Below are 20604 nucleotides of genomic sequence, written 5' to 3'. Positions count from 1 at the left end.
CGTTTTTTGCTGACAGCGGGTTGCTCGAACGACTCAGTCTATGCGATGGTTTTCTGTCGTTTATAATAGTGTATTGTGACATTTTTCTTTTGTAACAGGAAAACTCACCGCATTAAAACACCCTTTTTGAGCCTAAATCAGGTGTGGGCGCTGGTTTTTTCGCCAAGTGTAGTAAGGGGCGACCTATTAGTCAGGCAGTATTTTATTTGTTTATTGATTCAGGAGGTAACTATGTTGGCGTCATGGTTAAGTGCCGGGCTGTTGGTGATAGGTGGGCTGCTCGGTTGCCTTGGGGCCTATTTGCAGTCCAGCCCTTTGCTGGCTGTCGCGGGAACTGGGCTGCTGGCTGGGGCGGTTATTTCTGGGGTGACGGAATGGTCAAGCGGGCGCTAAACACCCGCTTGAGGTCCTGTTAATGGTCTTTGAACAATCCTTTTACCCGGTGTGGCTCTGAGCGCCAATACTGTGGCGGAGCCTGTACCTTGGCCCCCAGTTTTGCGGCAGCGTGCCACGGCCAGCGGGGGTTATAGAGAATACCGCGCGCTAGCGCGACCATATCGGCCTGACCGGTGGCGACGATCGCTTCTGCTTGCTCTGGTTCGGTGATCAACCCTACGGCGATGGTTGGCATCCCCACTTTATGTTTGATGGTTTCGGCAAACGGCACCTGGTAGTTCGGCCCCACCGGGATTTTTTGCTGCGGCGACAGGCCGCCGCTGGAAATATGAATGTAATCGCAGCCCAATTCCTTTAAAGCGCTGGTCAGTTCAACAGATTGTTGTTCGTCCCAGCCTCCTTCGACCCAGTCACTGGCGGAGATCCGCACGCCAAGCGCTTTGTTGGCCGGGAATACCGCCCGTACCTCGCTGAAAATCTCCAGCAACAACCGCATACGGTTTTGCAGGCATCCGCCGTAGTGATCGGTACGCTGATTGGCCAGTGGCGAGAGGAATTGGTGCAGCAGGTAGCCATGCGCCCCGTGTAGTTCGAGCAGATCGAAGCCGAGACGGTCGGCGCGCCGTGCCGCTGCGACAAACTGTGCCTTCAACTGCTCAATTTGCTCCAGGCTCATGGCCTGTGGAGCCTCATCCAGAGGGTTAAAGGGCTGGGCAGAGGCAGAGAGCGTTTGCCAGCCACCCTCGCTTTTGGCCAACTGTGCACCGCCTTGCCAGGGAAGGGCGCAAGAAGCTTTGCGGCCAGCATGCCCCAGTTGGATCCCCAAAGGCATGGTGGCGTGTTTTTTTACCGCCTGGACCACGTCGGCAAGTGCCTGTTCGGTAGCGTCGTCCCACAGGCCAAGATCCCCCGGAGAAATACGCCCTTCCGGTGAAACCGCAGTGGCTTCCACAATCAGCAAACCCGCTCCGGAAAGGGACAGATGGCCGAGGTGCATCGTATGCCATTCGGTGGCTTTGCCGTTGTCGGCGGAGTACTGGCACATGGGGGCGATAATGATACGGTTAGGTAACCGCAGTAGCCCCAGGGTGATCGGAGTAAACAGCTGGCTCATAATTTCCTCATGGTCCGTCAAAATTCGTTGCTACGACTTGCACTAGGCTTATCGGTATTTGCCAATAACGTCAAGCTTTGTGCGGAAATCATTGCCGCTGGGTTAATGCTGTGTTGCGGTCTATTTTCGGGTATGATGTGCGCCGCACGCGGGCTAACGGCCCGTGGGTACTCAATCAGTCACCTCCCGAAAGACAGGAAAGTACACCATGCCAGTGTTACATAACCGAATTTCTAATGAGGAACTGAAGGCGCGTATGCTGGCCGAAACCGAGCCACGCACCACAGTTTCTTTTTATAAATATTTCACCATTGACGATCCCAAGGCATTTCGCGATAGCCTGTATATTCAGTTCGATAAACTGAAGGTGTTTGGCCGTATCTACGTGGCTAAAGAGGGCATCAATGCGCAGATCAGCGTGCCGCAGAGTCACTTTGACGCGTTCAAAACCGTGCTGTTTGCTTCGCACCCGGCTCTGGATCAGGTACGCCTGAATATTGCGCTGGAAGACGATGGCAAATCCTTCTGGGTACTGCGCCTGAAAGTGCGTGAACGTATTGTTGCCGACGGGATTGAAGATGAGACCTTCAACCCTGCCAATGTGGGTGAGTATCTGCAGGCCGATCGCGTTAACCAGATGATTGACGATCCGAATACGGTGTTCGTTGATATGCGTAACCATTATGAGTATGAGGTCGGGCACTTTGAGAAGGCGATCGAAGTGCCTTCCGACACCTTCCGCGATCAGCTACCGATGGCGGTGGAGATGCTACAGGAGCAGAAAGACAAAAATATTGTCATGTACTGTACCGGTGGGATCCGTTGTGAGAAAGCCAGCGCCTATATGCTGCATAATGGCTTCAAAAACGTCTATCACGTGGAAGGCGGTATTATCGAATATGCCCGCCAGGCGAAGGCGCAAGGGCTGCCTCTGAAGTTCATCGGCAAAAACTTTGTGTTTGACGAGCGCATGGGGGAACGTATCTCAGAAGACGTGATCGCCAACTGCCATCAGTGCGGTGCGCCATGCGATACTCATACCAACTGCCTGAACGACGGCTGTCATCTGCTGTTTATCCAGTGCCCAAGCTGTGCCGAGAAGTTTGCTGGCTGTTGCAGCGAGACCTGCCGTGAAGAGCTGAAATTACCGCGTGAGGAACAGCGAGCCCGCCGGGCTGGCCGCGAGAATGGCGTGAAAATCTTCAATAAGTCCAAAGGGTTGTTGCAAACTACCATGCATATCCCAGAACCGAAAGAGTAGGGTGTTGCTCGTAGGATAGAAATAGAAACAAGGGCGCTGAAATTCAGCGCCCTTGTTGTATAAAGCATGTATTACTTCTCGCGAACGCCTTCGACCGAGATGATCAGCTCAACTTCCTGAGAAGCCGGGCCGAGGTCGGTGGTGATGCCAAAGTCTTTCAGCTTGATTTTACCGTTGGCTTCGAAACCGGCGCGGTAACCGCCCCAAGGATCCTTACCTTCGCCGACCAGTTTGGCTGCCAGCGTGACCGGCTTGGTCACGCCGTTCAACGTCAGGTTGCCGACTACGGCATACCCTTCACCGTCTTTTTTCACTTCGGTAGAGGTAAAGGTGGCCTGCTTGTTCTTTTCGACGTTCAAGAACTCGGCGCTACGCAGGTGTTTATCTCGCTCGGCGTGGTTGGTGTCTACGCTGGCGGTGTTGATGGTTACGTTGACTTTATCGTTAGCCGGGTCTTTTTCATCGAAGGTAAAGCCACCGTCAAAATCTTTGAAAGTGCCGTAAATCCAGCTGTAACCCAGGTGCTGGATGCGGAATTCGATAAAGGCGTGCTGGCCTTGTTTGTCAATTTTATAATTGGCAGCCAGAGCGGAACCGGCGTTTAACAGCAGAGCGCCCGCGGCCAAGCCTAAAACGGTTTTCTTCAACATAGCAATATCTCCATAAATCCAAAAGGTTAATCGGTGCTGCGACCCAGCATCCGTTTCAAAGTAACATCACCATCAATAAAGTGATGTTTAAGCGCAGCCAGGGCGTGCAGTACCGAAAGTACGACGACGGCCCAAGCCAGATAAAGATGGATAGTCCCGGCGGTATCGGCTTGCTGTGGCAAACCGGTCACGGTGGCCGGTACGTCAAACCAGCCAAACACGCTGATTGCCTGACCATCGGCGGTAGAGATCAGGTAACCGCTGATCAGGATGGCGAACAGCACGGTATAAAGTGCGATATGGGCGAGCACGGCACTGATATGAGTAAGACGGCTATAACTGGCCAGAGGCTTGGGCGGCGGCGAGATAAAGCGCCAAACCACTCGTACCACCATGACGATAAACAGCAGCGTGCCAATACTTTTGTGGATCTCCGGCGCCTGGTGATACCAAACGTCGTAGTAACCCAGCGTCACCATCCATAATCCGAGGGCGAACATGCCGTAAACGGCCAGCGCCACCAGCCAGTGGATCAGCACAGAAACGTGACCAAAGCGGTCGGCGGTATTTTTCCAGAGCATCAGTTTTCCTTACAAAACGCATTTACCGGCAGCAATACTTAAACTTTAGGAAACATAAATCAATAATAAATTTAACTATGTTACTTCATAAAAATATTAATCAGTAGATTTGTTTGAGTTGCGGAAAGTTGGTCAAAGGAATCGTTGAAAAGGGCGTTTTTTGGGCTATATTGGCAAAGCTCAGGCAACTTGAAATTTATCGATTTTATTCCTTATTGTCAGCTTTTGTCATGTTTCGTAAATATCGAGAAGAAAACTGGAAAATAACTGAATAACGACTAGCGGCTATTATTCACTCGACCAGCCAACCGGGATTAATTTAATTCCTTCAGCAGCTTGTGGGCAATATGCCTGCGACAGCAAGGAATAGTTTGCTAACATGTATTTATCAAAGGCTCAGGTGGGCCTGTATCACACAAGGAAATTTCATGGGCATACCCGAGTTTAATGACCGCAAGCTACGCTTGATCATGATGCTGGCCATGCTGGTGGTGATCCTGGCTGGCATAAAGGCGGCGGCAGATATTGTGGTGCCATTCCTGCTGGCGGTGTTCTTGGCCATCGTGTTAAACCCGTTGGTGTTGCTACTGGAACGGTTTCGGGTGCCCAGAGGGTTGGGGGTGACGCTGTTGGTGATTGCCATCGTCGTGCTGTTGCTGACCTTGGTCGGCATGCTGGGGGCTTCATTAAATGAGTTTGCTCGCTCCTTGCCGCAGTATCGGGGCATGATGCTGGAGAAACTGAGTGAACTGCAAGACCAGGCGCAACGCTTCAATCTGGATATTACCTTCTCGGCAGATGCGGTGGTCAAATATGTCGATCCTGGTGCCACCATGAACTTGGTGACCCGCCTGCTGGGACAACTTTCCGGGGCGATGACCAGCATCTTCCTGTTATTGATGACGGTGGTCTTTATGTTGTTTGAGGTGAAAGTATTGCCCTTTAAGCTGCAGCAGGCGCTGGATAATCCCACCGAAGGAATGGCCACTATCCACCGGGCCTTGCAGGGGGTTACGCACTATCTGGTGATCAAGACCGCCATCAGCCTGGCAACTGGCCTGATCGTCTGGGGCTTTCTGAGCTGGGTTGGCGTTCGCTTTGCCTTTATCTGGGGCATGATGGCGTTCATGTTCAACTATGTGCCCAATATCGGCTCGTTCATTGCTGCTATTCCACCATTGATCCAGGCTTTGCTGTTTAACGGCTTTGCCGATGCGGCTGTGGTGGCTGCGGGCTATATTCTGATCAACCTGATCATCGGTAATATGCTGGAACCGCGGATCATGGGCCGAGGGCTAGGGCTTTCTACGCTGGTAGTGTTCCTTTCCCTGATCTTCTGGGGCTGGCTGATGGGGCCAGTGGGGATGCTGCTTTCGGTCCCCTTGACCATTATTGCGCGCATCACGTTGGAAACCATGGATGGAGGGCGCAAGGTGGCCATGCTCCTCGGTGATGGGCGTCAAATAAACGAAATCACGCCGAAGTGAGGCTTAAACGGCGGCCTGCAGTTCTAACGAAGCCGAAACCACTGGTTTAAAAGTAGGTTCTGGCGGATAGAAATAGCGCAGTATGTTATACAGTGAATAAAATTCCAGCCGGTTACGTACGTTGATTTTCTCGGTGATATGACGTTTATGCACATACACCGTATGGGCGCTGATCTGTAATTTCCTGGCGATGCGATAATTCGGCATTTCGGACATCCAATAGCGCAATACCGTCAATTCTTGCGGGCTGAAAAGCGAATGAGCTTCTTGATCCTTCATTAACACACTTGGGTTTTTACTTAGCGTTTTTAGCGCAATGGGTAGCACGGCTTTGTTGAATAAAAAAGTATTGCTGGCGATGCGCAGCGGGATTTCACTGTAGGGATAAGGAACATCCAGATAAATATGTACAGTTGCACGCCAGGCTGCCGTGATAAACGCTGAAAGCAGCTGATTATCTGTCGTGCAGCGGCAGTAGTTGGTCAGATTCACCAAAATATGGTTTGGTTTGAAACTGGCCAGTAGAGAGAGCGCGGTGTCGATGTCTGGGCAGCACTTTACAGACGCAAACACGTTGTCAGTAAAATAGTTGGCGATCCCAACACGAGTGAAACAGCATTCGTCCACAACGAGTAGTTTCATGGTGACGTCCTTGTTGAATATACAAAACGGGCTTAAAGCCTAATTATGTAAAATAGGCTTTACCCGGTTGTGGGATCAATTCGGAAATCCAGTGTCTATAGGACGATATTTCCGTCTATAAAATATTTTATAATAATATCAGTGTGTTGGGTGTTTTTTCGCTGAATTTTTCCCCTGCCGTTGGTCAGAGTAGTACGAACAGGGGATTAAACGCTCAGAAACGCCGTAGGCTGAATGGGGTGATGTCTAGGGGAGAAGGCTTATCCTGCGCAAACAGCGCGGCGATTTCACCCAGTACGCTGGCAAACTTAAAGCCGTGGCCACTCAGGCCGGTGATCACCATCAACCGTTGGCAGTCTGGCAGGGTGTCGATGATAAAGTCTTCATCCGGGCTCATATCATAGCTACAGGCTTCACCGTGCAGACAGACGCCAAGCCCCGGCAGGAAGTGGCGCAGAAAACCGAATACTTCGGTACCGTCGCTGGCCAGGGAACCGAACGGCTTACGCTGATCTGCTGTCTCCATAGGTTGTCCTCCATCGTGTTTACCGACCTTTAAGCCGTCATTTTCGGATGGGAAACCGTAGTAGTGGCAGCCGTCTTGTGCTTCAACGGTGAAAGCCGGAAAACGGTTGTTTTCGCTGTAACGGCCATCGGCCTGATACCAGGAAAACACCTTGCGTACCGGTGAAACTGGAAGCTGTGGTAACAGATTTTTGACCCAGGTTCCCGCGCAGACCACGGTTTTACGTCCTTGGTAGCGCCCCTCTGGAGTAATGACCTCAACTCCTTGCTCGATTGGCTCGATGGCGGTTACCGGGCAATTAAACAGTTGGGCACAGCCCGCTTCTCTGGCCAATCTGATGTAGCTGGCAACGATCGGTTCCGCACGCAGTATTCCTGCATCCGGTTCGAACAGGCCGACATAACCCGCTGGCGCAGTGAACTCTTGCCAGCGTTGTTGGATCTGTTCGGCGCTCAGTAACTGGGTATTAAGGTTAAAGTTTTTGGCACTGCGCTGTGCCGTGGTGACAAATTCACTCTCCTGTGGCCCCAGGGTGAGCACGCCGCAAGGGTGAAACAGCTTGTCGCCGCTTTTCTGCTCTAATCCGTTCCACAGCGCCTGGGCACGCAGCAGAAAAGGCACATATTTTTCGCCCTCGCCGTAGGCATGGCGGATGATGCGGGTATCGCCGTGGTGACTGCCCTGACGATGCGGGGGGAAAGCGCTGTCGATCATTAAGACCTTAAGGCCTGCGGTTGTCGCATAATAGCCTGCAGCAGCCCCAACCGAGCCGCTGCCCACGATGATCAAGTCATATTCCACGTGCCATGTCCTTTCTTTGATGTGTCGCTGATGGCGGATATGATAAGAGTTTGGCGGCGGTAATGCACCAGGAACCAATGCGGGATGGTACAAAAGAAAAGGCGCCGGTTAATTGCCGACGCCTTAGTGGTTGAGGGTGAATGGGTTAATGTTTTCTTCGATCAAGGTCTAAATAATCCGTAGATTCTATCTTGGCGATGCCAGCCTCTAAAATATTGATCAATTGGCGAGCAACGTCTGTGGTTAGCCAAAGAGTCCGATCCACTTGCGCTTCTTCGGCTGTTTGGTCTAGTGAAGACAGGTAATGAAGGCGAATCATCATGGCATCATAAACATCGACGGTACTGATATCCCAGCCAACAAGCGGATGTGTCTGTATTACTTCATCATTTCTGTCCATAAAGACCCCTTATCAAGTAGTGACTAGCTGGAGTTACTAACGAGGATCAATGTGTCTCACCTTCATGGTGAGCTTTTACAGTATACGCATTCAGGATCTGGCGTGGGGGGTTTTCCTGCGGTTTATTGCAAATAAATATTTGTTTGCGCAATTAATCGGCTAGCGGAGTAACTAATTGGCGCTGCTGGCAAACGGTAGGAGTCGCTATGCTGCGCCCGGGCAATATTACTCTTCGGCTGCAGAGGCAGGTTGCACGTGCGCATGGCTTTCCAATTCGGCCGCCAGATGGGCGAAATGCTTTTGCATTTCAGGATCGCGGTTCTGATTTTGTGCTTCCAGTTTCAGGCTGTGGATCAGCAACTGGTTGGCTTTGTCATTCAAGCCAAAAGACAAATAAGAGAAAGCGACTTCGAGCACGCTCAGCCGCCGTTTTTGATCGGCGATCAAGGCCAGCAACTCGCCAAAGGTCATCGCTTCTTCGGGTTTGTCTTTGGGTTTGTCTTTATCCGGAACCATTGTTTTCACCTTTAGCTGCACCATAAGTCGTCTAATCATTACAGACCACAAGTGCTGTTTCTTCCAGACAAAACGGCGATACGGCAGAAACAAAAAAGCCGGAGAGCGACCCCCGGCAACAACTACATTGCAGAATTATTCTGCACTGAACCAATCGTCGGCACTTTCCCAGGTTTCCTGGAGTATCTCCTCGATCAGGTCTTTATCTGTTTTGGCACCGCCCATGACGGAAAGGCCATTGGCACCGGCATAACGGATCTGTACGGTAGTGTCAGGAAACTGGCGATTGACCCGTTTACTGAATTCGCCGGTCAGGGCTTCGATAGCCCCCGGCGGCAGTGGTTTGGTTTTATCTATAGTGACTTCAACACGCATAATTGCCCCCGGAACTGTCTACTGGATATTTATACAGTCAACTAACGCCGGAGGCAAGTGCAGAAATAAAATATTTAGCAGTCGGTCACTGACCAGTTGATGGTCTCACCGGCTAGGAAGGGCACCACGGCTTCATTACCCAAAGCGATCTCCTCTGGCTGGGTCACCGGCTGGCGTTGCAGCGTGATAAAGTCCTGGTTAACCGGCAAGCCGTAGAAACGGGGACCATTCAGCGAGCTGAAGGCTTCCAGATGCTCCAGCGCGCCTAATTGTTCAAATACGGTGGCGTAGGCGGGCATCGCGTTCGGGGCGTTAAATACCCCTGCACAGCCACAGCTGGTCTCTTTACGGTGTTTGGCATGAGGTGCCGAGTCGGTACCAAGGAAGAAGCGCTCACAACCGCTGGCAACCGCGCTGCGTAGCGCTTCCTGATGAATGTTGCGCTTGAGGATCGGCAGGCAGAACAGGTGTGGCCGGATCCCGCCTACCAGCATGTGGTTGCGGTTAAACATCAGGTGCTGTGGCGTAATGGTGGCACCAAGGAAACGATTGCCTTCCTGCACGTACTGAGCCGCTTCCCGGGTGGTGATATGTTCGAAGACGATTTTTAATTCCGGGAACTGGCGACGCACCGGCTCCATTACCTGGTCGATAAAGCGAGCCTCGCGATCGAAGATATCCACGCTGGCATCGGTGACTTCGCCATGGATCAGCAGCGGCATACCGATCTTCTGCATTTGCTCAAGCAGAGGATAGATCCCGGTCACATCGCTCACGCCGTGACTGGAGTTGGTGGTGGCATTGGCAGGATAGAGCTTGGCGGCGGTGAACACCCCTTGCGCAAAACCGTTGACCAGCTCCGCCGCAGCCAGTGAATCCGTCAAGTAGCAGGTCATCAACGGCGTGAAGTTATGTTCTGCGGGGAGGGCTGCCAGAATACGCTCACGATAACTTCGCGCTGCGGCAACGGTGGTGATCGGTGGGGCCAGATTCGGCATCACAATCGCCCGGCCAAACACCTGACTGGTATAGGGCAGAACCGTTTTCAGCATGTCGTCGTCACGCAAATGGATATGCCAGTCGTCAGGGCGGCGGATTTTCAGGGCTTGGGGTTGTGCGGTCATGGTGCAGAGCTCCGGCGGTCAAAAATCTTAATAAAAGCGAATAATTTTGGGTTATTCACGCCGGGGTGAAAGGATAAGCGGAAAACGTTTTGGATGCATCTGTTAGTTAATGACAAGTTGAAATCAGTTGGCTTACGCGATCAGAGCAACTTACGGCATTGGACATTAAGCAACTGAAAAGGATGGTCTGAGTGTTCAGTGGTAAGAAAAAACCCGCCTGGATGGCGGGTTTTGTATGGCAGGGATTAACTTAGTCGTTAACCGGCTGCGGTTTGGTCGCCGGAGCAGTGGCCTGATTAGCCGCTGCATGGCCGCCAGCAGAACCTTTCCCATCAAAGTTGAAGGAAGGGCGCTGCCACTCGCTGGTCTTCGCAGCTTCCGGCTGATAATCCGGCGCAGGCGCTTTGGTCATCGGGGCGGTAGCGATATGCTTGTAGAGCGTCGGTTGCGGTTGTGCAGCTACTGGGGCCGCCTGCACAGGAGCTGGAGCAGCCTCCGGCTGTGCTGACACGACTTCCGGCTCTGCGGTTACAGCAGCTTCTGCAGGGGCGGCCACAACGGCTTCCACTACAGTTTCTTCAACTACAGGCTCTGGTACCACGTGTTCGGCGATAACTGGTTCAGCTTGCACCATGACATCAGCAACCGTCTCATCCGCAGTGGTTTCACTGACAACGGTTTCATCTACCACAACAGCGGCTGGTTCGGCAGCGGCTACGGCTTCAACAGGTGCAGTTTCTTCCGGGGCTTCAACTACCGGTGTTGCCACAGATTCAGCCACTGCCGGAGCGGTTTCAACTACGCTTGGCGCTTCGTTGACTACAGGCTGAACAGGAGCAGCTTCAACAGCCACTGGTGCAGCAGCCACGGCTGCGGTTTCTACCGCCACTGGAGCTTGAGCTTCTTCGTGTTCAACGTAGACGGCTGCTTGTGCCACAGGATAGCTGACCCAAACTTTGCCTGAAGCCATCTCTGGTGAGGCAAACGCCCCGGCCAACGGCATTGGCGACAGGTTCGGATAACGCTCGTCACGATAGCGACGACGACGCTGACCACTGACGCGCAGATGGCGTGGAGAACGACGAGAGCGACGCGGCATGCCGTTTTCACCGTTACCCCGGTTGTCGGTTTGCGCGTCATCTTCGGACTGGTCCGCAATGGTCTGTGGCAACAGCTTAACGCTTTCAGCCAATACCGGAGCCTGGTTTTCTTCAACCTTGGCGACCGGCGCTTTAGGCGCTAACAGCTCTTCAGCGGCGCGATGCAGTTCTTCTTCCGCCGACAGGACGCGAACTTTCTGCGTGAGCGGACGGCGTTGACGACGTTGCGTAGGCTGCTGATGACGGTCTTCATCTTCGTCATGGCTATTGCTGGCAAGGACGACTTCCGCAGTTTCCGGCACTTTGACATCTTGCGGTGCCTGGCGTTTTTCTTCCTGACGACGGCGTTGACGCTCGGCACGCTGATCACGACGCTGTTGCTGATCTTCACGCTGTACCTTGGCCGATTCTTCAGTCTGCACTTCGGTATTGGCAACCGCTGGCGCGGTCTGCTGTTGTGCGTTACGGCGGTTGTTGCGGCGCTGGTCGTCACGGTTTTCACGTGGTTCACGCGGCTCGCGATTTTCACGTGGCTCACGGTTATCACGGTCACGGTTGTCACGCCCTTCGCCACGATCTTTACGCTCGCCACGTTCACCTTTACGGCCAGAACCCTGGCGGCGTTGGCCACGACGATCCTGACGGCGGTTGTCGCTGTCTTCCGTTTTCTCGGCTGCGACCGGTTTAACTTCAACCACTGGCGTTTCTTCACCGGCGAACAGTGACTTCAGGCCACCGAACAGACGGCTCAACAGGCCAGGTTTGGCTTCAGCAGCAGCGGCTGGTGCAACTGCCGGTTTGGCGGCAACGGCAGGCTTGCTAACCACAGACTCTTCTTCCTGCGGTGGAGCATCCTGTGACAGAGAGAAGGATGCCAGCGCCGGTTGCTCGCGTTTGCGCTCGACTGGCGCATCATCCTGCGGCTGGGCCATTTCTTCTTCATGCAGCTTCGGCAGCAGGTAGCTCAGGGTTGGTGTCTCTTCACCCTTACGTACGCGCAGCACGGAGTAATGCGGAGTCTGCATCTGATCGTTTGGCACGATGACCGCTTTCACGCCACCCTGACGCTTCTCGATCGCGCTGACAGAATCACGTTTTTCGTTCAGCAGGTAGGAAGCAACCTGAACCGGTACGATGGCGTGAACTTCTTTGGTGTTCTCTTTCAGCGCTTCTTCTTCGATCAGGCGCAGAATAGACAGCGCCAGCGATTCGTTATCACGGATGGTGCCGGTGCCGGTACAGCGCGGGCACACGTGGTGGCTGGATTCACCCAGTGACGGACTGAGACGCTGACGGGACATTTCCAGCAGGCCGAAGCGAGAGATACGGCCAATCTGAATGCGGGCACGATCCTGGCGGACGGCATCGCGCAGACGGTTTTCCACTTCACGCTGGTGGCGAACCGGGGTCATATCGATAAAGTCGATAACGATCAGACCACCCAGGTCGCGCAGGCGCAATTGGCGAGCAATTTCATCTGCGGCTTCCAGGTTGGTATTGAATGCGGTTTCTTCGATGTCGCCACCGCGGGTTGCACGCGCGGAGTTGATGTCGATAGCGGTCAAGGCTTCGGTGGTGTCGATCACGATGGAACCACCGGAAGGCAGACGCACTTCACGTTGGAACGCGGATTCGATCTGCGACTCGATCTGGTAATGACTGAACAGCGGGATTTCGCCACTGTACAATTTGATCTTGCTGCTGAAATCCGGGCGGCCCAGGGCAGCGATGTGCTCTTTGGCCAGATCGAGTACCTTCGGGTTGTCGATCAGGATTTCACCGATGTCCGGGCGCAGGTAGTCGCGGAATGCTCGCACGATAACGTTGCTTTCCTGGTGGATCAGGAATGGAGCAGGGCGGCCTTCGGCGGCTTTTTTAATCGCTTCCCAATGCTTGAGGCGGAATGACAGATCCCATTGCAGAGCGTCGGCTGATTTGCCAACGCCAGCGGTGCGGACAATCAGCCCCATGCCGTCTGGCAATTGCAGCGAGGAGAGTGCTTCTTTCAGTTCGGTACGGTCATCACCTTCGATGCGGCGGGAAATACCACCGGCACGCGGATTATTCGGCATCAGAACCAGATAGCTACCGGCCAGGCTGATGAAGGTGGTCAAGGCGGCGCCTTTATTGCCCCGTTCTTCTTTATCAACCTGCACGATGACTTCCTGGCCTTCACGCAGCACATCTTTGATGTTTGGGCGACCATGGGAAGAGTAATTGCTTGGGAAGTATTCGCGAGCGATTTCTTTCAGGGGGAGAAAACCATGTCGTTCAGCGCCGTAATCTACAAAAGCGGCTTCGAGACTAGGTTCAATACGAGTGATTTTGCCTTTGTAAATATTCGCTTTTTTCTGCTCATGGCCAGGGCTTTCAATATCCAGATCGTACAGCCGCTGTCCATCTACAAGGGCAACACGCAACTCTTCCTGCTGAGTTGCGTTAATCAACATTCTTTTCATCTTAACTTACTCGTTTTTTTTACATTATCGACAAAGCTGCGGGCAAAATAACCTCATGGCCAGGTTTAAACCGAAAACCCCGTGTCTTCTCGCAGAGCCGTCAACCTCACGGTTGTCGCCTGCATAGGGGCGCATTATCTCGGTAAGCCTGTATTTCTTTGTGAAATACAGCGCTTTTGACTCAGGGAATAGCCTCTGATTTATGTTGACAGATCTGATTCCATTTGCCGGCCAAGCTGCAACCCGCAGCCCGCTAATTGTTTGATTTCACATTACGTCTTACGCCATTGCTGCGTTTTTGTGCAACCAGACAAACCGTATAATTCCGCAATTCTCCCCGTTTCAAGGGGATCGGCACGGAAAGTTACAGCATTATTCCATTGCAAGCACCTTTATAGCAAGGTGACTTTTCCTTAACTATGATCGAAACCGCAAACGATCAACCTTGCTTGCTGCCTTATTGTTCGCTGGCGTTTCTTTCACGGTCTGAGAGACAGTTAAGCACATAAAAAGAGGTGGCGCTATTGACTCGCTCTATTTAGAATCCCGCCCCATGAAAACGAACATTCCCGCAGTACAATTAGTGACGATTTCTGACGACGAAGCCGGTCAGAGAATCGACAATTTTTTGCTTGCCCGCCTGAAAGGCGTGCCGAAGAGCATGATTTATCGCATCGTGCGCAAAGGCGAGGTGCGGGTCAATAAAGGCCGCATCAAGGCTGAATATAAACTGGCAGCGGGCGACGTGGTGCGCATTCCTCCGGTGCGGGTCGCCGAGCGTGAAGATGCGCCGGTTTCCGCCAAGCTGGATAAAGTTGCTGCCCTGGCGGATTGCATCCTTTATGAGGACGATCACCTGCTGCTGCTGAACAAGCCTTCGGGGACGGCGGTGCACGGCGGTAGCGGCCTGAGTTTTGGCGTGATCGAAGGATTACGGGCATTACGGCCGGAAGCGCGTTTTCTGGAGCTGGTGCACCGTTTGGATCGCGATACCTCCGGCGTATTGATGGTGGCCAAGAAGCGTTCGGCGCTGCGTTCGCTGCACGAGCAGCTGCGCCTCAAGGGGATGCAGAAGGATTATATGGCGTTGGTGCGCGGCGAGTGGCAGTCGCACTGCAAAACGGTGCAGGCACCGTTGCTGAAGAATATTTTGCAGAGCGGGGAGCGCATTGTCCGCGTCAACAGTGAAGGCAAACCTTCGGAGACCCGCTTCAAGATCGAAGAGCGCTTTGAACATGCCACGCTGGTGAAGGCCAGTCCGATCACCGGGCGTACCCATCAAATCCGCGTGCATACCCTACATGCCGGGCATCCGATCGCCTTTGATGACCGTTATGGTGACCGGGAGTTCGATCGCCAATTGGCGGGCACCGGCCTGAAGCGCCTGTTCCTGCATGCAGCGGCGCTGCGTTTTGAGCATCCTGCCACCGGCGAAACGATGCGCATCGAAGCGCCGATGGATGACGAACTACGTCATTGCCTGCAGGTATTGCGGCAACGGACTGCCGCAGCAAAAAAATAAACCCCGACATAGTGAGCAGTTGTGGAATTTGTCAGGGCCGAACATATTCGATCGTAGGGGCGCCGCATACTGCGCCCACTTATACCAGCGGGTTGATCCCTTCAGCCCGCAACATTTCCAGCAATGCGATCAGCGGCAGGCCAATCAACGTATTGGGGTCGCGGCCCTCCAGCCTTTCAAACAGTGCAATCCCCAAACCTTCACTCTTAAAGCTGCCCGCACAAAAGAGCGGCTGCTCGAGGCGCACGTAGGTTTCGATTTCCACTTCGCTCAACGTACGGAAATGAACGTGGAAAGGTTCACATATCACCTGTAGGCGTTGGCTACGGCTATTGTAGAGTGCCAAACCGGTATAGAAGGTCACCTGCTTGCCGCTGGCCTTGCGTAGCTGCTGGCGGGCATTCTCTTCGCTGTGGGGCTTACCGGTGATTTCACCGGCGATCACGCAGACCTGGTCGGAACCGATAATCAGATGATCCGGGTAGGCCATAGCCAGCGCCTGAGCCTTGGCCGCCGCCAGGCGCAGCACCAGAGCTTCGGCACTTTCCCCGGGCCGCGGTGTTTCATCGGTTTGCGGCGCCGCACAAATAAAGGGCAGGTGCAGCTTCTCCAACAGTTGCTGGCGGTAGACCGACGTTGAGGCAAGTAAGAGTCTTTGCATAATTTTTTCCACAAACCATAGCGTAAATAGGGCGGTCATCTTAAACTGTCGGCCGCTCTGGAAGCGAATATTGGTGAAAGGTGCCGTTTTACGGCCTTTTTCTTTGACTCTATGTCGTTACAAAGTTAATATGCGCGCCCTATGCAAAAGGTAAAATTACCCTTGACCATTGATGCGGTACGTACCGCTCAGAAACGCCTGGACTATGTTGGTTCCTATGCGCCTGAGCTGGTTACACGTGTTGCCGACTCCGTGGTCAGTGTGGACAGTGATGTCGAAGTGCAGTTGTCGTTTGATATTGATAACCAGCGCCTCGCGGTGATAACAGGGCAGGCGGACGTCGCGGTAACGCTGATGTGCCAACGCTGTGGTGTCCCGTTTGCACATCAGGTCCACACAACATATTGTTTTAGCCCGGTCGTCAATGATGAGCAGGCTGAGGCATTACCGGAAGCGTACGAACCGATCGAAGTTGACGAGTTTGGCGAAGTCGATCTGTTGGCAATGATTGAAGACGAAATTATTCTTTCACTGCCTGTCGTTCCGGTACATGAATCTGAACACTGTGAAGTGTCCGAAGCGGACATGGTGTTTGGCAAACTGCCTCCTGAGGCGGAGAAACCAAATCCATTTGCCGTATTAGCCAGTTTAAAGCGTAAGTAATCGAGGAGTAAGGTCCATGGCCGTACAACAAAATAAACCAACCCGTTCCAAACGTGGCATGCGTCGTTCACACGATGCCCTGACCACCACCACCTTGTCTGTAGATGCGACTTCCGGTGAAACTCATCGTCGTCACCACATCACTGCCGACGGTTTCTACCGCGGTCGCAAGGTTATCGGCTAAGTCAGCGATACTTTGACTCGTCTAACCCTGGCGTTAGATGCAATGGGCGGGGATTTCGGTCCCTGCGTCACAGTGCCTGCTTCATTGCAGGCACTGGCCTCTAATTTACAGCTTCATCTCCTGTTAGTCGGCGATCCCGACGTCATCTCCCCGTTACTTGCCAAAGCCGATCCGTCTGTGCTGGAACGCTTGCAAGTCGTACCTGCCGAATCGGTTATTGCCGGTGACGCCAAGCCTTCACAAGCGATCCGGGCCAGCCGGGGTACCTCTATGCGTATTGCGCTGGAGTTGATTAAAAGCGGTGAGGCGCAGGCTTGTGTCAGTGCAGGAAATACCGGGGCGTTGATGGGGCTGGCCAAGCTGCTGATCAAACCGTTGGACGGCATTGAACGCCCGGCGTTGATGACCGTGATACCTAACCAACAGCGCGGTAAAACCGTGGTGCTGGATCTGGGGGCCAACGTAGAGTGCGATAGCACGATGCTGGTACAGTTCGCGGTCATGGGATCAGTGATGGCGGAAGAGGTATTGGGTATCGCGCAGCCACGTGTGGCGCTGCTCAATATCGGCGAAGAAGAAACTAAAGGCCTGGATAATATCCGCGAAGCCTCCGCCGTGCTTAAAAAAACTCAGGCAATCAACTATATTGGTTATCTGGAAGGCAACGACCTGCTCACCGGCAAAACCGATGTGATGGTCTGCGACGGCTTTGTCGGCAATGTCACTCTGAAAACCATGGAAGGTGTGATAAGACTGTTCTTGTCACTACTTAAGTCATCCTCCGAAGGGGGGAAGCGGGCGTGGTGGTTAAAATTGTTGGGTCGTTGGTTACAAAAAAGGGTGGCAAGGCGTTTTGGCCATCTGAACCCCGACCAGTATAATGGTGCATGTCTGTTAGGATTGCGGGGTACCGTGATTAAGAGCCACGGCGCCGCGAACCAAAACGCGTTCGCGGTGGCAATCGAACAGGCTGTACAGGCGGTGCAGCGGCAAGTTCCGGACAGGATTGCTGCGCGCCTTGAAGCTGTATTACCCAAGAGTGACTGATCGTTCATGTATACAAAGATTCTCGGTACGGGGAGTTACTTACCCGTACAAGTGCGCACCAACGCTGACTTAGAAAAAATGGTGGATACGTCTGACGAGTGGATCGTGACTCGCACCGGTATTCGTGAACGTCGTATCGCTGCCGCCGATGAAACCGTGGCAACCATGAGCTTCCATGCTGCGTCTCAGGCGCTGGAAATGTCAGGTGTGGCTAAAGAAGATATCGGCCTGATCGTGGTGGCAACCACCACCTCGAGCCATGCGTTCCCAAGTTCTGCCTGCCAGGTGCAGCAGATGCTGGGTATTCAGGACTGCGCGGCGTTTGATATCGCGGCGGCCTGTGCTGGCTTTACCTATGCCTTGAGCGTGGCCGATCAGTACGTGAAAAATGGCGCGGTAAAACATGCGCTGGTGATCGGCTCGGATATGCTATCGCGCACGCTCGATCCTGAGGATCGCGGCACCATCATCCTGTTTGGTGACGGTGCGGGCGCGGTAGTGCTGGGGGCTTCCGAGGAGCCGGGCATTATCTCTACCCATCTGCATGCCGATGGTCGCTACGGCAATCTGCTGGCGTTGCCGAATAAAGATCGTCAGAACCCGGATCAGCCTGCCTACGTCACCATGGCGGGTAACGAAGTGTTTAAAGTGGCAGTCACCGAACTGGCACATATCGTTGATGAAACGCTGAAGGCCAACGATCTTGACCGCAGCGAACTGGATTGGCTGGTTCCGCACCAGGCCAACCTGCGCATCATCAGCGCAACGGCAAAAAAACTGGGTATGGGGATGGATAAAGTGGTGGTGACGCTCGATCGTCACGGTAACACCTCTGCCGCCTCGGTACCTTCAGCGCTCGACGAAGCCGTACGCGACGGGCGCATCCAGCGTGGTCAGCTGGTGTTGCTGGAAGCATTTGGCGGCGGCTTTACCTGGGGCTCGGCGCTGGTTCGTTTTTGATTCAACAGGAACAAAAAAATGACGCAAACTGCTTTTGTTTTTCCAGGCCAGGGTTCACAAACCGTTGGCATGCTGGCCGATTTGGCCGCACAGTTTCCCATTGTGGAACAAACTTTTAGCGAAGCTTCTGCGGCTTTGGGTTACGATCTGTGGCAGTTGGTGCAGGCTGGCCCGGCAGAAGAGCTGAATAAAACCTGGCAGACACAGCCAGCGTTGTTGGCGGCCTCCGTTGCCATCTTCCGTGTCTGGCAGCAGCAGGGCGGTAACATGCCGGTGATGATGGCAGGCCACAGCCTGGGTGAATACTCGGCGCTGGTGTGTGCCGGTGTGCTGGATTTCGCTGCGGCTATCCGTTTGGTAGAGCTGCGCGGCAAACTGATGCAGGAAGCGGTACCAGAAGGTACTGGTGCCATGTACGCCATCATCGGTCTGGATAATGCCTCGATTGCCAAAGCCTGTGAGGAGTCTGCTCAAGGCCAGATCGTTTCACCGGTGAACTTCAACTCTCCGGGGCAGGTCGTTATCGCGGGCAACAAAGAAGCGGTTGAGCGTGCAGGCGTGGCTTGCAAGGCAGCAGGTGCCAAACGTGCGCTGCCGTTGCCGGTGAGCGTGCCTTCGCACTGCGCACTGATGAAACCGGCTGCCGATAAGCTGGCTGTCGCGCTGCAGGACATCACCTTCAACGCGCCGTCAGTACCGGTAGTCAATAACGTTGATGTACGCGCAGAGACCGCGCCAGAAGCTATCCGCAGTGCGTTGGTTCGCCAGCTGTACAGCCCGGTGCGCTGGACGGAAAGCGTAGAATTTATGGCGGCAGAGGGTGTGACTCTGCTGTTGGAAGTGGGCCCAGGCAAAGTGCTGACCGGCCTGACCAAACGCATTGTCGACACCTTGACGGCGGCAGCGGTTAACGATACTGCCAGCCTGTCTGCGGCGTTGGAACAGTAAAAGAGGATAACCATGAGCTTCGAAGGGAAAATTGTCCTGGTCACCGGCGCAAGCCGCGGTATTGGCCGGGCTATTGCAGAGTTGTTTGTTGCACGTGGCGCCAAGGTTATCGGCACTGCTACCAGCGAGAGCGGTGCTGAAGCCATCAGCAGCTATCTGGGTGAGAACGGCAAAGGCTATATGCTGAACGTGGTTGATGCTCAATCTATCGACAACGTTTTGACCTCGATTCGTGCGGAATTTGGCGAAATCGACATTTTAGTGAATAATGCCGGGATTACGCGTGATAACCTGCTGATGCGAATGAAGGATGATGAGTGGCAGGATATCCTGGACACTAATCTGACTTCCGTATTCCGTCTGTCAAAAGCGGTAATGCGAGCTATGATGAAAAAGCGGTTTGGCCGTATCATCTCTATCGGTTCCGTTGTTGGCACCATGGGGAATGCAGGGCAGGCTAACTACGCGGCGGCTAAAGCCGGTCTGATTGGTTTTAGTAAGTCTTTGGCACGTGAGATCGCTTCACGTGGCATTACGGTCAACGTCGTGGCTCCTGGCTTTATTGAGACGGACATGACACGGGCGTTGACAGAAGATCAACGCGCAGGCATTTTGACTCAGGTTCCGGCTAGCCGGCTTGGGGAAGCTAAAGAAATCGCCAGCGCTGTTGCATTTTTAGCCTCTGACGAGGCCGGCTACATCACCGGTGAAACGTTACATGTCAATGGCGGCATGTATATGATTTAAAAAATGCGAAAACTATTTGCGTTATTTGAGGTAAAAACCGCAAAATAGCGTAAAATCGTGGTTTGACCAGCCGGGATTTAGTTGCATCTTTTTCAACATTTTATACACTACGAAAACCATCGCGAAAGCGAGTTTTGATAGGAAATTTAAGAGTATGAGCACTATCGAAGAACGCGTTAAGAAAATCATTGTTGAGCAACTGGGTGTTAAGCAGGAAGAAGTATTGAACAACGCTTCTTTCGTTGAAGATCTGGGCGCTGATTCTCTTGACACCGTTGAGCTGGTAATGGCTCTGGAAGAAGAATTCGACACCGAAATTCCAGACGAAGAAGCTGAGAAAATCACTACTGTGCAAGCAGCTATTGATTTCATCAACGCTAGCCAGCAGTAAGCGAACATATCTAGGCGGTCACTCGACCGCCTAAGTTTTTTCTATCCCT

At 53.3% G+C, this 20604-nt stretch carries 22 protein-coding genes; 11 read left to right on the top strand and 11 right to left on the bottom strand.

Going from position 1 to position 20604, the window contains the following annotated elements:
* The first annotated feature begins 231 nt into the window (after positions 1-231).
* Complete coding sequence (locus ABIE29_RS17475) at positions 232-393, top strand: histidine kinase (RefSeq protein ID WP_429619929.1); 162 nt, start codon at positions 232-234, stop codon at positions 391-393.
* Positions 394-412: 19 nt separating this feature from the next.
* On the opposite strand, the gene ABIE29_RS17470 is transcribed toward ABIE29_RS17475, so the two are convergent.
* On the bottom strand, positions 413-1510 hold the full coding sequence (locus tag ABIE29_RS17470; RefSeq protein WP_429619928.1) for an NADH:flavin oxidoreductase/NADH oxidase: 1098 nt from the start codon (positions 1508-1510) through the stop codon (positions 413-415).
* A 208-nt stretch (positions 1511-1718) separates the two neighbouring features.
* On the opposite strand from ABIE29_RS17470, the gene ABIE29_RS17465 reads away from it, so the two are divergent.
* Positions 1719-2771, top strand: a complete 1053-nt coding sequence (locus ABIE29_RS17465) for a rhodanese-related sulfurtransferase (RefSeq protein WP_024528532.1) — start codon at positions 1719-1721, stop codon at positions 2769-2771.
* A gap of 71 nt (positions 2772-2842) precedes the next feature.
* Here the strand turns inward: ABIE29_RS17465 and ABIE29_RS17460 are convergent, their stop codons facing one another.
* Both ABIE29_RS17460 and ABIE29_RS17455 read right to left on the bottom strand, forming a co-directional pair.
* The gene (locus ABIE29_RS17460; protein WP_429619927.1) at positions 2843-3421 is read right to left on the bottom strand and encodes a YceI family protein; all 579 of its coding nucleotides are present in this window, start codon (positions 3419-3421) and stop codon (positions 2843-2845) included.
* Between the two features lie 26 nt (positions 3422-3447).
* Positions 3448-4002 carry a cytochrome b gene (locus ABIE29_RS17455; protein WP_429619926.1) on the bottom strand — a complete coding sequence of 185 codons (555 nt, stop codon included), beginning with the start codon at positions 4000-4002 and terminating at the stop codon, positions 3448-3450.
* Between the two features lie 428 nt (positions 4003-4430).
* On the opposite strand from ABIE29_RS17455, the gene ABIE29_RS17450 reads away from it, so the two are divergent.
* On the top strand, positions 4431-5489 hold the full coding sequence (locus tag ABIE29_RS17450; protein WP_429619925.1) for an AI-2E family transporter: 1059 nt from the start codon (positions 4431-4433) through the stop codon (positions 5487-5489).
* A 3-nt stretch (positions 5490-5492) separates the two neighbouring features.
* Here ABIE29_RS17450 and ABIE29_RS17445 read toward each other — a convergent pair whose 3' ends face one another.
* The 7 genes from ABIE29_RS17445 to rne form a co-directional block, all read right to left on the bottom strand.
* On the bottom strand, positions 5493-6131 hold the full coding sequence (locus tag ABIE29_RS17445) for a response regulator transcription factor (RefSeq protein ID WP_429619924.1): 639 nt from the start codon (positions 6129-6131) through the stop codon (positions 5493-5495).
* 214 nt (positions 6132-6345) lie between these two features.
* Complete coding sequence (gene solA / locus ABIE29_RS17440; RefSeq protein WP_429619923.1) at positions 6346-7458, bottom strand: N-methyl-L-tryptophan oxidase; 1113 nt, start codon at positions 7456-7458, stop codon at positions 6346-6348.
* A gap of 145 nt (positions 7459-7603) precedes the next feature.
* Positions 7604-7858: a biofilm formation regulator BssS gene (gene bssS, locus ABIE29_RS17435; protein ID WP_024485935.1), complete on the bottom strand. Its 255-nt coding sequence runs from the start codon at positions 7856-7858 to the stop codon at positions 7604-7606.
* 225 nt (positions 7859-8083) lie between these two features.
* Positions 8084-8374 (bottom strand): hypothetical protein, encoded by a 291-nt coding sequence (locus ABIE29_RS17430; protein WP_429620012.1) that lies wholly within the window; start codon positions 8372-8374, stop codon positions 8084-8086.
* A gap of 135 nt (positions 8375-8509) precedes the next feature.
* Positions 8510-8749 (bottom strand): DNA damage-inducible protein I, encoded by a 240-nt coding sequence (gene dinI / locus ABIE29_RS17425; protein ID WP_021178315.1) that lies wholly within the window; start codon positions 8747-8749, stop codon positions 8510-8512.
* A 74-nt stretch (positions 8750-8823) separates the two neighbouring features.
* Positions 8824-9873 carry a dihydroorotase gene (gene pyrC / locus ABIE29_RS17420; RefSeq protein WP_429619922.1) on the bottom strand — a complete coding sequence of 350 codons (1050 nt, stop codon included), beginning with the start codon at positions 9871-9873 and terminating at the stop codon, positions 8824-8826.
* Positions 9874-10123: 250 nt separating this feature from the next.
* Complete coding sequence (gene rne, locus ABIE29_RS17415) at positions 10124-13432, bottom strand: ribonuclease E (RefSeq protein ID WP_429619921.1); 3309 nt, start codon at positions 13430-13432, stop codon at positions 10124-10126.
* Between the two features lie 553 nt (positions 13433-13985).
* On the opposite strand from rne, the gene rluC reads away from it, so the two are divergent.
* The gene (rluC, locus tag ABIE29_RS17410; RefSeq protein ID WP_429619920.1) at positions 13986-14954 is read left to right on the top strand and encodes a 23S rRNA pseudouridine(955/2504/2580) synthase RluC; all 969 of its coding nucleotides are present in this window, start codon (positions 13986-13988) and stop codon (positions 14952-14954) included.
* A gap of 79 nt (positions 14955-15033) precedes the next feature.
* On the opposite strand, the gene ABIE29_RS17405 is transcribed toward rluC, so the two are convergent.
* Positions 15034-15615 carry a Maf family protein gene (locus ABIE29_RS17405; RefSeq protein WP_429619919.1) on the bottom strand — a complete coding sequence of 194 codons (582 nt, stop codon included), beginning with the start codon at positions 15613-15615 and terminating at the stop codon, positions 15034-15036.
* A gap of 141 nt (positions 15616-15756) precedes the next feature.
* Here ABIE29_RS17405 and yceD point away from each other — a divergent pair, with 141 nt between their 5' ends.
* The 7 genes from yceD to acpP all read left to right on the top strand — a co-directional run bounded on the left by yceD (position 15757) and on the right by acpP (position 20555).
* Positions 15757-16278, top strand: a complete 522-nt coding sequence (gene yceD / locus ABIE29_RS17400; protein ID WP_025123531.1) for a 23S rRNA accumulation protein YceD — start codon at positions 15757-15759, stop codon at positions 16276-16278.
* 16 nt (positions 16279-16294) lie between these two features.
* Positions 16295-16462, top strand: a complete 168-nt coding sequence (gene rpmF, locus ABIE29_RS17395; protein ID WP_004943042.1) for a 50S ribosomal protein L32 — start codon at positions 16295-16297, stop codon at positions 16460-16462.
* Positions 16463-16474: 12 nt separating this feature from the next.
* On the top strand, positions 16475-17509 hold the full coding sequence (gene plsX / locus ABIE29_RS17390) for a phosphate acyltransferase PlsX (RefSeq protein ID WP_429619918.1): 1035 nt from the start codon (positions 16475-16477) through the stop codon (positions 17507-17509).
* Between the two features lie 6 nt (positions 17510-17515).
* Complete coding sequence (locus tag ABIE29_RS17385) at positions 17516-18469, top strand: beta-ketoacyl-ACP synthase III (RefSeq protein WP_429619917.1); 954 nt, start codon at positions 17516-17518, stop codon at positions 18467-18469.
* 18 nt (positions 18470-18487) lie between these two features.
* Positions 18488-19417 (top strand): ACP S-malonyltransferase, encoded by a 930-nt coding sequence (gene fabD / locus ABIE29_RS17380; RefSeq protein ID WP_429619916.1) that lies wholly within the window; start codon positions 18488-18490, stop codon positions 19415-19417.
* A 12-nt stretch (positions 19418-19429) separates the two neighbouring features.
* Complete coding sequence (gene fabG / locus ABIE29_RS17375) at positions 19430-20164, top strand: 3-oxoacyl-ACP reductase FabG (protein ID WP_429619915.1); 735 nt, start codon at positions 19430-19432, stop codon at positions 20162-20164.
* 154 nt (positions 20165-20318) lie between these two features.
* Positions 20319-20555 carry an acyl carrier protein gene (gene acpP / locus ABIE29_RS17370; protein ID WP_004719003.1) on the top strand — a complete coding sequence of 79 codons (237 nt, stop codon included), beginning with the start codon at positions 20319-20321 and terminating at the stop codon, positions 20553-20555.
* The last annotated feature ends 49 nt before the right edge of the window (positions 20556-20604 follow it).

The organism is Serratia sp. 2723 (genome assembly GCF_050434425.1).
Classification (GTDB): Bacteria; Pseudomonadota; Gammaproteobacteria; order Enterobacterales; family Enterobacteriaceae; genus Chania.
The sequence above is the reverse complement of the archived record's forward strand: the minus strand, read 5'-3'. Positions and strand labels throughout refer to the sequence as shown.